General features: G+C 69.0%; 12 protein-coding genes. 8 read left to right on the top strand and 4 right to left on the bottom strand.

Going from position 1 to position 13,561, the window contains the following annotated elements; translation table 11 throughout:
- Positions 1 to 152: 152 nt before the first annotated feature.
- The 3 genes from GGD82_RS12540 to GGD82_RS12530 form a co-directional block, all read right to left on the bottom strand.
- Positions 153 to 986 (bottom strand): 3-oxoadipate:acetyl-CoA acetyltransferase, encoded by an 834-nt coding sequence (locus GGD82_RS12540; protein WP_150062417.1) that lies wholly within the window; start codon positions 984 to 986, stop codon positions 153 to 155.
- Between the two features lie 118 nt (positions 987 to 1,104).
- Complete coding sequence (locus GGD82_RS12535) at positions 1,105 to 1,647, bottom strand: hydrolase (RefSeq protein ID WP_150062418.1); 543 nt, start codon at positions 1,645 to 1,647, stop codon at positions 1,105 to 1,107.
- Positions 1,648 to 1,678: 31 nt separating this feature from the next.
- The gene (locus GGD82_RS12530) at positions 1,679 to 2,719 is read right to left on the bottom strand and encodes a LysR family transcriptional regulator (RefSeq protein ID WP_246163886.1); all 1,041 of its coding nucleotides are present in this window, start codon (positions 2,717 to 2,719) and stop codon (positions 1,679 to 1,681) included.
- Positions 2,720 to 2,964: 245 nt separating this feature from the next.
- Between GGD82_RS12530 and GGD82_RS12525 the strand changes: the two genes are divergently transcribed.
- The 8 genes from GGD82_RS12525 (at position 2,965) to GGD82_RS12490 (ending at position 12,188) form a co-directional block, all read left to right on the top strand.
- A complete protein-coding gene (locus GGD82_RS12525) occupies positions 2,965 to 3,846 on the top strand; it encodes an ABC transporter permease (RefSeq protein ID WP_150062419.1) in 882 nt (293 codons plus the stop codon).
- Positions 3,847 to 3,870: 24 nt separating this feature from the next.
- Positions 3,871 to 4,668, top strand: coding sequence for an ABC transporter permease (locus GGD82_RS12520; RefSeq protein WP_150062420.1), 798 nt, complete (start codon positions 3,871 to 3,873; stop codon positions 4,666 to 4,668).
- A gap of 54 nt (positions 4,669 to 4,722) precedes the next feature.
- On the top strand, positions 4,723 to 5,877 hold the full coding sequence (locus GGD82_RS12515; protein WP_150062421.1) for an extracellular solute-binding protein: 1,155 nt from the start codon (positions 4,723 to 4,725) through the stop codon (positions 5,875 to 5,877).
- Between the two features lie 215 nt (positions 5,878 to 6,092).
- Positions 6,093 to 7,244 carry an ABC transporter ATP-binding protein gene (locus GGD82_RS12510; protein WP_150062422.1) on the top strand — a complete coding sequence of 384 codons (1,152 nt, stop codon included), beginning with the start codon at positions 6,093 to 6,095 and terminating at the stop codon, positions 7,242 to 7,244.
- Positions 7,245 to 7,503: 259 nt separating this feature from the next.
- Positions 7,504 to 8,919, top strand: coding sequence for an aminotransferase family protein (locus GGD82_RS12505; RefSeq protein ID WP_150062423.1), 1,416 nt, complete (start codon positions 7,504 to 7,506; stop codon positions 8,917 to 8,919).
- A 2-nt stretch (positions 8,920 to 8,921) separates the two neighbouring features.
- Entirely contained in the window at positions 8,922 to 9,851 is a 930-nt protein-coding gene (gene kce / locus GGD82_RS12500) for a 3,5-dioxohexanoate:acetyl-CoA acetone transferase (protein WP_150062424.1), read from the top strand.
- Between the two features lie 4 nt (positions 9,852 to 9,855).
- On the top strand, positions 9,856 to 10,884 hold the full coding sequence (locus tag GGD82_RS12495; RefSeq protein ID WP_150062425.1) for a histone deacetylase family protein: 1,029 nt from the start codon (positions 9,856 to 9,858) through the stop codon (positions 10,882 to 10,884).
- Positions 10,881 to 12,188 carry a M20 family metallopeptidase gene (locus GGD82_RS12490; RefSeq protein WP_150062426.1) on the top strand — a complete coding sequence of 436 codons (1,308 nt, stop codon included), beginning with the start codon at positions 10,881 to 10,883 and terminating at the stop codon, positions 12,186 to 12,188. Before GGD82_RS12495 ends, GGD82_RS12490 begins: the two co-directional genes overlap by 4 nt.
- A 12-nt stretch (positions 12,189 to 12,200) precedes the next feature.
- On the opposite strand, the gene GGD82_RS12485 is transcribed toward GGD82_RS12490, so the two are convergent.
- The gene (locus tag GGD82_RS12485; protein WP_150062427.1) at positions 12,201 to 13,106 is read right to left on the bottom strand and encodes a LysR substrate-binding domain-containing protein; all 906 of its coding nucleotides are present in this window, start codon (positions 13,104 to 13,106) and stop codon (positions 12,201 to 12,203) included.
- Between the last annotated feature and the right edge of the window lie 455 nt (positions 13,107 to 13,561).

Raw genomic sequence — 13,561 nt, 5'->3', positions numbered from 1 at the left:
TTTCCAAACCATGGCCGCACCTCCGCGACCATCTTGACGACCTGTTACCCATGTCTCCGGTCTGTTCTGTTACCTATGTATCCGGATTGGACCCCCCTCCCAACCGCCCCCCGCCGGGGGGAGGCGGTATGCCGGACCGTCCCGACGGGGCGTCAGGCCGCCGCCGGCAACGTCAAAAGCGCCCGCGCTTCGGCCGGGCTGGCGGGGTGGCGGTCGTAGTCGGCGCACAGGGCCGCCGCCCGGGCCACCAGGGCGGCGTTCGACGGCGCCAGCGTGTCCTTGTCCATCCGCACGTTGTCTTCCAGGCCGGTGCGGAGGTGTCCGCCCAGTTCCAGGGACCAGTGGTGCAGGGTGAGCTGGTGCCGGCCGATGCCGGCCCCGGTCCAGGTGGCGTCCGGCGCCAGCCGCCGCAGCGTGCGGACATAGAACTCGAACGTCTCGCGGTCCACCGGCACCGCGTTCTTGACCCCCATGACGAACTGCACGTGCAGCGGGGCGACGATGCGGCCGTCCCCGGCCATGTCCACCGCCTTGAACAGCATGGCCAGATCGAAGATCTCGATCTCCGGCTTGACGGCGTGCGCCTTCATCCGCTCCGCCAGCCAGTCGATGAAGGTCGGCGCGTTCTCGTAGACGCGGGTCGGGAAGTTGCACGATCCCGTCGACAGCGACGCCATGTCGGGCTTCAGCGGGATCATGCCGCCGCGCTCCTCCCCCGTGCCGGAGCGCCCCCCGGTCGAGACCTGCACGATCATCCCCGGACAGTGGGCGCGGATGCCCTCGATGAGGCGGGCGAACCGGTCCGGGTCGGACGTGGTCGAGCCGTCGTCGTTGCGTACGTGCAGATGGGCCAGGGACGCCCCGGCCTCGAACGCCGCGTGGGTCGACTCCACCTGCTCGCTCACCGTGACCGGCACGGCCGGGTTGTCGGCCTTGGTCGGAACCGACCCCGTGATGGCGACGGTGATGATGCAGGGCGTGGTCATGGCGGCGGCGCTCCGGTGGGACGGGACGGCTGAACCAAGCGGATGATCTGTGGCGGTTCATGGCACAGTTGGATCATACGCGGTGGCGCCGGAGCGTGCACGCCGTTCCCGCCCGCTTTTACCGAACAAGCGCCATGATCTGCTTGAAGGCCGGGTGGCTCTTGTCGGCCAGCCACTCGAACAGCACCATCTCTGTGGTCACCACGCCACAGCCGGCGTCGCGGGCGCGGGCCATGGCGGCGCGCTCGCTTTCCGGCCGGCGGGAGCCGCAGGCGTCCTCGACCACGAAGACCGGCATGCCGGCCTCCCGCAGGCCCAGCGCGGTTTGCAGCACACAGACGTGGGCCTCGGTGCCCAGCAGCACGACCTGATCGCGGCCGGTGCGCTCCAGTGCGTCGCGGAACGCGGCCTCCCCCATCGAGCCGAAGCTGGTTTTTTCGATCACCGCGCCCTCGGGCAGCAACTCGCGCACGTCGATCATGGTGGGGCCGAGGCCGGTCGGGTACTGCTCCGTGCAGATCACGGGCACGTCCAGCAGCGTGGCGCCCTTCAGCAGGCGCGCGGCGTTGAACAGCACCCGGCGCGGGTCGTCCATCACGGGGCATAGACGCTCCTGGATGTCGATGATGACCAGAAGGGAGCGGGCGGCGTCGATCAGCATGGGGCGGTCTCCTTGGCAGGGGTATGAGGGCTCAGGGCGCAGGGTAGACAAAAAAGCCGCCAGGCGCGGTATCGGCGTGCGCGTTGAGCATGGTCAGGAACAGCCGTTCCGCCTGCGACAGGGTGGTGCGGGGGTTGGTCACCAGGAAAATATCGACGGGCGCCGGGCCGCCCGGCCCTCGGACATCGTCGTATGGCGGCAGCCGCCAGAGCAGCCCGTCGCGCACGTCACGCTCCACCACATGGACCGGCAACGGCCCCACGCCCAGGCCGGCGATGATCATGCGCCGGACCTCCTCCAGGTTGGAGGACGTGCCGACGGTCCGCCCGGTCAGACCATGGTGCGCCCGCAGCAGCGCGATGGCGCGCAGGGCGTCGGTCGGGGTGTCTGTACTGAACGACACGAACGGTTCGTCGCGCAGATCGGCCGCGGTCAGATCCCGGCGTCCGAACAGGCGGTGCGACGGGCCGCAGAAGAACCCGAAGTGCTCCCGGAACAGCGGCCGATAGCGCAGTTGCGGGTTGGGGCTAGCGACCAAGCCGATGCCCGCGCTGGCCTGTCGGGACAGCACGTTCTGCGCCACCACGGCGGAGCGCGCGACTTCGTGCTCCAGGGTGACCAGCGGATGGGCGGCGTGGAACCGCGCCATCACCGCGTTGAGCGGTGGAAACACGACGTGGCTGGCCAGCAGCAAGCGGATATGGCCCGAAACCTCCGTCCGGCCGGTGGCCATCAGATGCCCCAGACGGCCGATGGCGCCGCAGATGTGCTGGCATTCGCGGTACAGAATGCGGCCGGCGTCGGTCAGTTCGAAGCGGCCGGGCGCGCGATCGATCAGCGGCTGGCCGAGACGGTCCTCCAGCCGCTTCAGGGCGTTGCTGACGCTGGGCTGGCGCAGCAGCAGCCGGTTCGCCGCCCGGGTGATGGAGCGTTCCTCGACGATCACCACAAAGGTGTGGAGCAGGTTCCAGTCGAACTCCCGGCGGACGAACCCGTCCGGCATCGTGTCGGGCATCGTGTCGGGGAGGGGGGCCGGATCGGCGGCGGATCCGGCCTCCGGCGGCGTGGACATGGGGGACTCCTCATAGCGGGCGTCTATGCACTGCATTGTGCATATCTATTTGCGCTATGTCGATTCGCCGGGCGTGATAGAACACCGGAGCGCCCGGGTCGGACAGGGGCGTGGTCCGTCTCCCGCCACCGGTGGCGCGGTGCGTCGCGATCGCCGGACCCCGACAGGCCCCAACCGAGCCGGTCTCAAACCCGACCGGCCCCACCGCTTCGGCTCCCACAGTTCCGCGCCCAGGAGGCGACGCCATGGCTGCGTCAAAGCCCAAGGACGAGCGTTTCGACCGACGGCCCTGGCTTCTGCTGTCGCCGGCTTTGGCGTCCGTTCTCCTGCTGCTCGTCATCCCGACGGTGTTCATCGTCGTCTATTCGTTCTGGCTGCGCACCGCGGTCGGCTCGGAGCAGGTGGGCTTCTACCTGGACAATTGGCAGGAGGTCCTGACCGACGGCTTCTATCACGACATCCTGTTCCAGACCCTGCGCATCGCCGCCCTGTCCACGCTGGTGTGCGCGCTCGTCGGCTACATTCCCGCGTATTTCATCGCCTACACCTCGACCCGGCATAAGGCGCTGCTTCTGCTGCTGCTGATGCTGCCGTTCTGGGTCAGCTACATCATCCGCACCATGTCCTGGATCAACATCCTGGGGGTCTCCGGCGCGGTGAACAGCACGCTGATGGCGCTGGGGATCATCTCCGAGCCGATCCAGATGCTCTACAACGAGGCCACGGTGATCCTGGGCCTGGTCCATTTCCTGCTGCCGTTCATGATCCTGAACATCTACGTCAGCCTGGACGGCATCGACCGCAGCCTGACCGACGCCGCGCGCTCGCTCGGCTGCACCGGCTGGCAGGCGTTCCGCGAGGTCACGCTGCCGCTGTCCGTGCCGGGGCTGGCGGCGGGGGGGCTGCTGTGCTTCGTGCTGGGGGCGGGGACCTACATTACGCCGATGGTCCTGGGCGGGCCGCGCAACGCGATGTTCGCCAATCTGGTCTACGAGGCCATCGTCACCCAGCTCAACTGGCCGCTCGGCTCGGCGCTGTCGCTGCTGCTGCTGGCGCTGCTGGGCACCCTGGTGATGGTCTACAGCCGCTTCCTCGGCATCGACCAGATCGCCAAGAGCTTCCGTTAGCCGGATGGGGAGGGGAACCGCGTCATGAGCCTTGCCTGGAACGCCATCCGCCTGGGCACCATCCTGGTCTACATCTTCATGTTCGCGCCGGTCGCGGTGGTCATGCTGCTGGCGTTCAACGCCAACCAGTTCGGCAGCTTCCCGCTGGAGGGGCTGTCGCTGCGCTGGTTCGTGGCGCTGATCGAGAACGACGCCATCGTGCGCGCCTTTCAGACGTCGATCGTGCTCGGCCTGCTGACCAGCGTGATCTCGACCACCATGGGCGTGCTCGCGGCGCTGGCGATGGTGCGCTACGATTTCCCGGGCAAGCGCCTGATCTCGACGGCGCTGATCGCGCCCATCCTGGTGCCGGAGGTCGTGCTGGCCGTCGCCCTGCTGCTGTTCCTGCGCGCCCTGGACGTGCCGCGCAGCTTCTTCCTGCTGCTGATGGGCCACGTCATCTTCACCCTGCCGTTCGTGGTGCTGGTGGTGCAGGCCCGGCTGGTCGGCATCCGCCGGGAGTACGAGGAGGCCGCCATGAGCCTGGGGGCCAATGCGTTCGAGACGTTCCGGCACGTGACGCTGCCCCTGATGCTGCCGGCGGTGATGGCGGGCATGCTGTTTTCGTTCACCATGTCCTTCGACGACATCACCGGCACGCTGTTCTGGAAGCCCGGCGGGGTGGAAACCGTGCCGACCCAGATTTTCGCGATGCTGCGCAACTCCATCAGTCCGGAGATCAACGCGCTGGGCACGGTCATGGTGGTCTTCACCGTGGCCCTGCCGCTGCTGGGCGCGGCCCTGGCGCGACGGGTGGCCGCGCACCTGTCCGGCGCGCGCTGAACCCCAAACGACGAGACACCCACCACGATCCGTTCCACCGCAAGGAGACGAGACATGGATGACACCACCCGGTACCAGCGCCTGCTGGAGCGTTACCGCAATGGCGACATCGACCGCCGCGGTTTCCTGACCCTGCTGGGCGCGGCCGGCCTGTCGGCCGGGCTGGTCGGCGGGCCGATGGCTGCGCTGTCGCGTCGGGCGCGCGCGGCGACGCCCGATCAGGTGCGGTTCGACGGCTGGGGCGGCATCGTCTCCGAGGCGTTCCGGGAGTACGCCTTCCAGCCCTACACCGCCAAGACCGGGATCGAGGTCGTAGACGGCACCTTCGGCGGGGCCGACGAATACCTCGCCCGCGTGCGGGCCAGCCAGCCGGGCGAGTTCAACGTCGCCCATTTGTCGGGCGTGTTCGACTACGCGCGCTATCATAACCTTGATCTGTCCACGACCCTGAACGAAGACAACATCCCGAACCTGAAGCTGGTGATCACGGCGCTGATGGACGCCTTCCGCCCGCTGACCGGCGGGACGCTGTCGGCCGTGCCCTACGACTACGGCACCACGGGCATCGCCTATAACCGCAAGCACGTCAGCGACGACGAAGCCAAGGAGCTGGGCGCCAAGCTGCTGCTCAAGCCCGAGTTCAAGGGCAAGGTCGGCGGTTGGGGCGAGTGGAAGACCCGTATTTGGTACGCCGCGCTCCAGACCGGTCAGGACCCGAACGGCATCGAGGACATGGACGCCGTCTGGGACACTCTGCGCGAGCACCGCGACCTGCTGCTGAAGTACTGGACCTCCGGCGCCGAGCTGATGAGCCTGCTGGCGGAGGAAGAGATCTACGTGACCGAGGCGTGGTCCGGCCGCGTCAAGGCGTTGCAGGACCAGGGCCACGACATCGGCTATCTGGATCCGCCCGGCGGTCTGGCGTGGCAGGAATGCCTGTTCGTCATCAAGGGCAGCCCCATGGCCGCCTGCGAGGAGCTGCTGAACTTCATGCTGGAGCCGGAGGTGTCCATCGCGGTCGCCGAGGGCCAGAACTACCCGCCGGCGCTGGACCCGACCAAGGTCGATTTGGGTGAGGAGGTCCCGGTCCTGCCGTCGTTCGACCCGACCGGTACGCTGGACTCCCTGAACTTCTTCGATCCCGTGTACTGGAACAGCCACGAGGCGGAGTGGTCCAAGACCTTCGGCCGCGTGCAGAAGGGGTACTGAGCCGACATCCCTCCGGCTGTTTTTGGATCGGAGCGGGCCGCTCGGCTCCTCCCCCCAATTGGGGGGAGGTTGGGTGGGGGGCGCGTTGGCGTCGCGCCGGTGGCGACGTCCGGGTCAACCCCACCCCATCCCTCCCCTCTCCAGGGGAGGGCGGCCGGTCGGCGCGACGCTGGGACATAACCTTTCGCATGCACGAACGAACGGATACGCCGCTTATGAGCACCGCTCCCCAGAGCACCTCCCAGGGCACCACTGCGAACGCCGTCGAACTGCACGCCGTCGAAAAGCGCTTCGCCGACTTCGTCGCGGTGCGCAAGACGGACCTGACGGTGCCGGAGGGGGCGTTCGTCACCCTGCTGGGGCCGTCCGGCTGCGGCAAGACGACCACCCTGCGCATGATCGCCGGCCTGCTGTCGCCGAGCGAGGGCGATATCCGCATCAAGGGCCGCTCCGTCACCGAGGTGCCGATCCACAAGCGCAACCTGGGCCTCGTGTTCCAGAATTACGCCCTGTTTCCGCACAAGAGCGTGTTCGACAACGTGGCGTTCGGCCTGAAGTACCGCGACGTCTCACGCGACGAGGTCAAGACCCGCGTCAAGGACGCGCTGCGGCTGGTGCAGTTGCCCCATGCGGAGGACCGGCGGCCGAACCAACTCTCCGGCGGCCAGCAACAGCGCATCGCCCTGGCGCGCGCCATCGTCATCCAGCCGGACGTGCTGCTGCTCGACGAACCGCTGTCGGCGCTGGACGCCAACCTGCGCGAGGAAATGCGCGTCGAGTTGAAGCGCATCCAGCGCGAACTGGGCATCGCGACCGTGTTCGTGACCCACGACCAGTCCGAGGCGCTGGCCATGTCCGACACCCTGGTGGTCATGAACGCCGGCTGGGTGGAGCAGGTCGGGCCGCCGGAGCAGGTGTACAACGAACCGGCCTCCGCCTTCGTCGCCGACTTCCTGGGCCATTCCAACATCCTTCCGGGCCGGGTGGCGGGCGAGGAGGGCGGTTTCGTCAAGGTCGTCACCGACGCGGGCGCCACCATCCTGTGCCACACCCGCGATCGCGCTGGCCGGCCGGAGGGTGAGCGGGTACGGCTGGTGCTGCGGGCGGAGCGCCTGCTGCTGGCGGAGCGCCACGACCCTGCGCCGGGCACCAGCCTTATGCGCGCGCGGGTGCGCACCGTGGACTATCTGGGCCAGAGCGCCCGCTACTTCCTGACCACGATCGGCGAGGCGGGCGATCCGGGCGCGGACGTTGATCTGCAAGCGATCAACCCGATCGACCGCGTGCCGTTCCCGGAGGGTGCCGAGGTCTGGATCCGGGTGCGGGGCGATGACTGCGTGCTGTTGGACGGTGGGGCCGACGCATAAGCGCGGTGAGCGATGGACCGAGGGTGACGGAGGCTGACGGGCATGGACAGGGACGCGACCGGTCGGTTGGCGCGCGCGATGGGCGAGGAAACGCAATGGCCACCTTGGGGGCCACCTTGGGGGCCACCTTGGGGGCCGCCCTGGGGGCCGCATTGGGGGCCGCTCTGGGGGCCGCCCGCCTACTCCTGATGTCGTTTTCCCCGTCGCCGGACCGGCCGTGTTGCATCGGCGCCCGGCGGCCGTTCCGAGGGTCGTTGCCATGGAACCCGTACACACGACCGATTGCGTGATTCCGGAGGCCCCGGCCTCCTACGCCTTTGCCCTGCCCGAGGTGGACACCGACGGGCTCGCCCGCTCCCACCTGTTCTACCAGTCGCGCCAGCGCCGCCCGATGCTCGACCGCGCCAGTGGCGTCCACATGTGGGACGTGACCGGCAAGCGGTACCTGGACGGCTCCTCCGGTGCCATGGTCAGCAACATCGGCCATTCGGACCCGGTGGTGCTGAACGCCATGCGGGCGCAGATGGAGAAGTCGACCTTCGGCTACCGCCTGCATTTCGAGAACGCGCCGGCCGAGAACCTGGCCCGCTTCGTCGCCGACCTGTGTCCGACGGGCCTGGACCGCGTGTTCTTCGTCTCCGGCGGGTCGGAGGCGGTGGAAAGTGCCCTGAAACTGGCCCGCCAGTACGCGCTGGCGGTGGGGCAGGCGAGCCGCTTCAAGGTGATTTCGCGCTATCCCAGCTATCACGGGGCGACCTTCGGGGCGCTGGCGGTGACCGGCACCGCCTCGATGACGGCGCCGTTCGCGCCCATGATGCACGAGATGCCGAAGATCCCGGCGCCGACCTGCTACCTCGACCGCGACAGCCTGACGATGGAGGAGCGCGGCCGCCGCTACGCCGACATGCTGGAGGCGGAGATTCTGCGCCAGGGGCCGGAGACCGTGCTGGCCTTCATCATGGAACCGGTCGGCGGGGCCTCCACCGGGGCGTTGGTGGCGCCCGACAGCTACTATCCGCGTGTGCGCGAGATCTGCGACGCCTACGGGGTGCTGCTGATCTACGACGAGGTGATGACCGGAGCCGGGCGCACCGGGCGCTTTCTGGCCGCCGAGCACTGGGGCATCACGCCGGACCTGATCGCGCTGTCCAAGGGTTTTGCCGCCGGCTATGCGCCTTTGGGGGCGCTGGTGGCGCCGGACCGGCTGGTCGAGCCGGTGATGGAGCACGGCGGGTTCATCCACGGCTACACCTACGCCGGCAATCCGCTGGCCTGCGCCGCCGGGCTGGCGGTGTTGCAGGAGACCGTGGGCCGCGACCTGCCCGGCAACGCGGCGCGCATCGGGGACCAGTTGAAAGCCCGGCTGGATGGGCTGAAGGACCGCTTCCCGTTCATCGGCGACGTGCGCGGCAAGGGCCTGCTGCTGGCGGTGGAACTGGTCGCCGACCGGGAGACCATGACGCCGCTGCCGCCGGAGAAGATGGCCGCCGCCCGACTGGTCGATCTGGCCTACGAGCGCGGGCTCATCATCTACTGGCGGCGCACCCGGGGCGGCTATCTCGGGGACCACATCATGGTGTGCCCGCCGCTGATCCTGACCGAGGACCAGATCGACGAGATTATGGATCCGCTGACCGACGCGCTGGTCGCGCTGTCCGCCGAGTTGGGAGTGTAACCGTGGCCAACCCCGTCATCATCACCTGCGCCGTCACGGGCTCGGTCCATACGCCGTCCATGAGCCCGCACCTGCCCATCACCCCGGACCAGATCGCCGAGCAGGCGATCGAGGCGGCGGAGGCGGGCGCGGCCGTCCTGCACCTGCACGCGCGCGATCCGGAGACCGGCCAGCCGACGGCCGATCCGGACATGTTCCTGCGCTTCCTGCCGCGCATCAAACAGGCCACCGACGCGGTGGTGAACATCTCCACCGGCGGCGGCATGCCGATGACGGTGGAGCAGCGCATGCAGGCGGCCGACCGCGTGGCGCCGGAGATGGCGTCGTGCAACATGGGCACGATGAACTTCGGCCTGTTCCCGGCCCTGGCGCGTCAAACCGACTGGCAGCACGTGTGGGAACCGGCGTTCCTGGAGGCCAGCCGCGATTTCGTGTTCAAGAACACGTTCCAGGATATCGAGGTGCTGCACCGGGCCCTGCGCGAGGGGCACGGGACGCGCTTCGAATACGAATGCTATGACCTGGGGCACCTGTATACGCTGGCGCACTTCGTCGACCGGGGCATCGCGAAGCCGCCGCTGTTTCTGCAGTTCTGTCTGGGGATTCTGGGCGGCATCGGCGCCGATCCGGACAACCTGATGACCATGAAGCGCACGGCGGACAAACTGTTCGGCACGGACTATCAGTTTTCCGTCCTGGGGGTGGGGCGGCACCAGAGTCCGCTGGCGACCATGGGGGCGGCGATGGGGGGGCACGTGCGCGTCGGGCTGGAGGACAACCTGTTCCTCGACAAGGGCGTGCTGGCGGACAGCAACGCGGCCCAGGTGCGCCGCATCCGGCAGGTGCTGGAGGGCCTGGGCCGCCGGGTCGCCACGCCGGACGAGGCGCGCGCGCTGTTGGACCTCAAGGGCGGCGACCGGGTGGAGTTCTGAGTTCATGAAGGTGTTTTTTGATCCGATCCAGAAGGCGCACGCGCCGGAAACGTTCCTGGTCTCCGGCATGTGGCGGCCTTGTCCCGAGGTGCCGGAGCGCGCCGACCGCTTTCTCGCGGCGGTGCGGGATCTCGGCCTGTCGGTGACCGCGCCGGGGGATGCCGGGATGGCGCCGCTGGCGGCGATCCATACGGCGGAGTACCTGGATTTCCTGCGCACCATTCATGCCCGCTGGCAGGACCTGGGGGGCAGCCGCGACGTGCTGCCCAACGTCCACCCGGTCGGTCGTGAGGGCTGCTATCCGCGCTCCCCGGTCGGCCGGGCCGGCTATCACCTGGGCGACACCGCCTGTCCGGTGACGGCGGAGACCTGGGAGGCCGTCTACCGCAGCGCTCAGACGGCGGTGGCGGCGGCGGATGCGGTGCGGGGCGGGGACCGGGTGGCCTACGCGCTGTGCCGGCCGCCGGGGCACCATGCGGCGGCCGATCTGGCGGGCGGGTTCTGCTACCTGAACAACGCGGCCATCGCGGCGCAGCGCCTGCGGAGCGTCTATGACCGCGTCGCTACCCTGGACATCGACCTGCACCACGGCAACGGCACCCAAAACATCTTTTACCAGCGGGGGGACGTGCTGACGGTCTCGCTGCACGCCGATCCGATGGACTTCTATCCGTTCTTCTGGGGCCACGCGGCGGAGCGGGGCGCGGGGCCCGGTCTGGGGGCGAACCTGAACCTGCCGCTGGCCTTGGGCACGGAGGAGGCCGGTTGGCTCGCCGCCCTCGACGTGGCCCTGGCCCGCATCGCCGCGTTTGCCCCCGGGGCGTTGGTGGTCTCGCTCGGGGTGGATGCCTCCGCCGCCGATCCGTTCGGCGGCCTGCGGGTCAGCCCCGAGGGCTTCGTCGCCGCCGGGCAGCGGATCGCGGCCCTTGGTCTGCCGACGGCGCTGGTGCAGGAGGGCGGCTATCTGTCGGACAGCCTCGGCCTGTGCCTGAACCGGTTCCTGTCCGGCGTGCTGGAGACGGTGGGGGCATGACCCTGGACCCGGCACTGGACCCGGCACTGGAGGCGGCGGTCCGGGCGGCCGTGGCCGCGCGGCGGGATGCCGCCGTGGACGAGCTGTGCGCCCTGGTGGCCGAGGACAGCCAGGTGGGCCGGGAAAAGGGCGCGCAGGACCGCATGGCGGCGACCTTCGCCGCGATGGGGCTGGTGGTGGATCGCTTCCCCGTGGACCTGGACGCGATCCGCGACCGGCCGGGGTTCTCCCCGCCGCTGACGGACTACGCGGGGCGGCCGAACGTGGTCGGCTACCACCGGCCGTCCGCGCCGGCGGTGGAGGGGCGGTCCCTCATCCTCAACGGTCACATCGACGTGGTGCCCCCCGGGGCGGAGCGCCTATGGAGCCATCCGCCGTTTTCCCCCGTGGTGCGCGAGGGGCGCGTCTATGGGCGCGGGGCCGGCGATATGAAGGCCGGCATCGTCGCCTATTGCACCGCCTTCCAGGCCCTGGCCGATCTCGGCTACGAGCCGGCGGCGCCCGTCATCCTGCAATCCGTGATCGAGGAGGAGTGCACCGGCAACGGCGCGCTCGCCTGCCTCGCCCGGGGCTACACCGCCGACGCGGCCATCATCCCCGAGCCCTTCGGTCCATCGCTGATGGTCGGGCAGCTCGGCGTGATGTGGGCGCGCATCCGGGTGGCCGGCAGGCCGGCGCATGTGCTGGACACGTCCGCCGGGCTCAGCGCCCTGGAGGCCGCGTACCGCCTGTTCGACGCGCTGCGCCCGCTGGAGGCGGCGTGGAACGAGCCCATGCACCGGCATCCGCTGTACGCGGACCACACACACCCGGTGAACTTCAACCTCGGGCGGGTCGATGGCGGCGATTGGCCATCCAGCGTGGCGGCCGAGGCGACGATCGACGTCCGCCTGGGCTTCTACCCCGGGGTTCCGCTGGAGGAGGTGCGGCGCGCGCTGGAGGACACGGTGGCCGCCGCCCTGGTCGACGATCCGGCGCTGGCGGGCATCATGGCCGACGTGTCGTATCAGGGGTTCCAGGCCGAGGGCTGCGTCATGGACGCGGACCACCCCATGATGACCCTGCTGGGGGACCTGCATGCCCGCGTGGCGGGGGCGCCGGCGCCGCCGTTGGCCGTTACCTGCACCACCGACGCCCGGTTCTTCCAGCTTTACGAGGATATCCCGGCCACCTGCTATGGGCCGGAGGCCACGCATATTCACGGCATCGACGAGTCGGTGTCCATCGACAGCCTGATGCAGGTCGCGACCGTGCTGGCGCTGTTCATGGGGGCGTGGTGCGGGCTGTCGCCCCGCCCGGGCTGATGGGGCGGGGTGTCACGCCTCGCGCGCCAGCCGGGGGCGCGGGGTGTCGCTGAGCGTTTCGGCCACCGTGGCGAAGTCGCGGATCAGCGGCATGGAGCGGCGGCTGCGCAGCCACAGCAGGCATTCCTCGGTCGTGCCGTCGTAGTCGTTCAGGGGCACGACCCGCAGGCGCGGGTCCGGCGGGATGTCGTGCTCCAGCACCAGGGCGAGGCCGAAGCCGTTCGCCACCGCCTCCAGCACCCCCTCGCGCGTTTCCAGCTTCAGCACCGGCCGCACGCGCAGACCATGCATGGCCAGGGCCTGCTCCGCCGCGATCTGGGTCGTGGACGGGCCGCCCCGCCGCATGATCATGGGCTCCTCGACCACGTCACGCAGGGACAGCGATTCCTGAGCGGCCATGGCATGGTCGCGGGGTAGCAGCACGGTCAGGCGGTGGCGGCGGAAGACCGCGTGTTCCAGGCGGTCGTCCTCGCGCAGCATCGGGGCCAGGGCGATGTCGGCGTCGCGGTCGAGCACCCGCCGGACGGCGTCTCCCGCGGTGCCGACCGTGACGTCCAGTTCAACGTCCGGAAACTGGCGGGCGTAGGCGGCGATCACCGGCATGAACACGCGCGGCGAGGCGGTCGCGACTCGCAGCACCTGCGGGATCGGATCGTCCCCGCCGCCCAGCAGAATGCCCGCCGCCTCCTCCAGGTCATCCAGATTGCGCGTGATCCGGAACAGGCGCCGGCCCATGGGGGTCAACTGGATGCCGGTGGCGGTGCGCTCGAACAGAATGGTGTCGTGATCGGCTTCCAGGCGCCGGATCTGCGCGGTGATCGCGGGTTGGCTGACGGCGAGGCGGTGGGCGGCGCGGGTGATGCTGCCGGCGCGGGCGACGGCGTTGAAGGCCTTGAGCTGTCCGAATGTCGCAACCACGGTCCACGAGTTTCCTTGCTGGTGCGCCGCTTCAGCGTTACGCTTTCACTACCAGGGATTTTGCGGGCGCGGCCATGTAGCCGAGGCTCCTGGTTCATAACAAATTATTATTTTGTGACACGAAACTATAACAAAATGTTTTCTATGGCGGAACGGGCTGGGACCCGCGATGGCGTTACGACTGGTTGATAGACTGGAGGGAGGCGCACCACACCATCGGTCCGGTTCGGCCTTGAGCCAAAGGCCATCGTTATGGTTGTGGCTGTGGGGTCACGAATGACCCTGGGGAGACATCGTGTCCGTTGAGCTACGAAATAGGCCCTGTTTCTTTCGTGGTTTATAGGGTACACGTAACTTCATAATATCGCATCGCAGCATCCCCTCGGATTCAGGGGTGGCGTCGGTCGGGTGGAACCCTCGCGACAATGCCGCGTGGGGTTTGGTCCGCGCCCCCC

It is taken from the genome of Roseospira marina (assembly GCF_014197855.1).
Lineage (GTDB): Bacteria > Pseudomonadota > Alphaproteobacteria > Rhodospirillales > Rhodospirillaceae > Rhodospira > Rhodospira marina.
This window is presented reverse-complemented; position numbering and strand designations above follow the sequence as displayed.

Coding starts and splice junctions, on each gene's coding strand:
- GGD82_RS12540 (WP_150062417.1), bottom strand. CDS start 986: ATGACCACGCCCTGCATCATCACCGTCGCCATCACGGGGTCGGTTCCG.
- GGD82_RS12525 (WP_150062419.1), top strand. CDS start 2,965: ATGGCTGCGTCAAAGCCCAAGGACGAGCGTTTCGACCGACGGCCCTGG.
- GGD82_RS12515 (WP_150062421.1), top strand. CDS start 4,723: ATGGATGACACCACCCGGTACCAGCGCCTGCTGGAGCGTTACCGCAAT.
- GGD82_RS12510 (WP_150062422.1), top strand. CDS start 6,093: ATGAGCACCGCTCCCCAGAGCACCTCCCAGGGCACCACTGCGAACGCC.
- GGD82_RS12530 (WP_246163886.1), bottom strand. CDS start 2,719: ATGTCCACGCCGCCGGAGGCCGGATCCGCCGCCGATCCGGCCCCCCTC.
- GGD82_RS12490 (WP_150062426.1), top strand. CDS start 10,881: ATGACCCTGGACCCGGCACTGGACCCGGCACTGGAGGCGGCGGTCCGG.
- GGD82_RS12535 (WP_150062418.1), bottom strand. CDS start 1,647: ATGCTGATCGACGCCGCCCGCTCCCTTCTGGTCATCATCGACATCCAG.
- GGD82_RS12520 (WP_150062420.1), top strand. CDS start 3,871: ATGAGCCTTGCCTGGAACGCCATCCGCCTGGGCACCATCCTGGTCTAC.
- GGD82_RS12495 (WP_150062425.1), top strand. CDS start 9,856: ATGAAGGTGTTTTTTGATCCGATCCAGAAGGCGCACGCGCCGGAAACG.
- GGD82_RS12505 (WP_150062423.1), top strand. CDS start 7,504: ATGGAACCCGTACACACGACCGATTGCGTGATTCCGGAGGCCCCGGCC.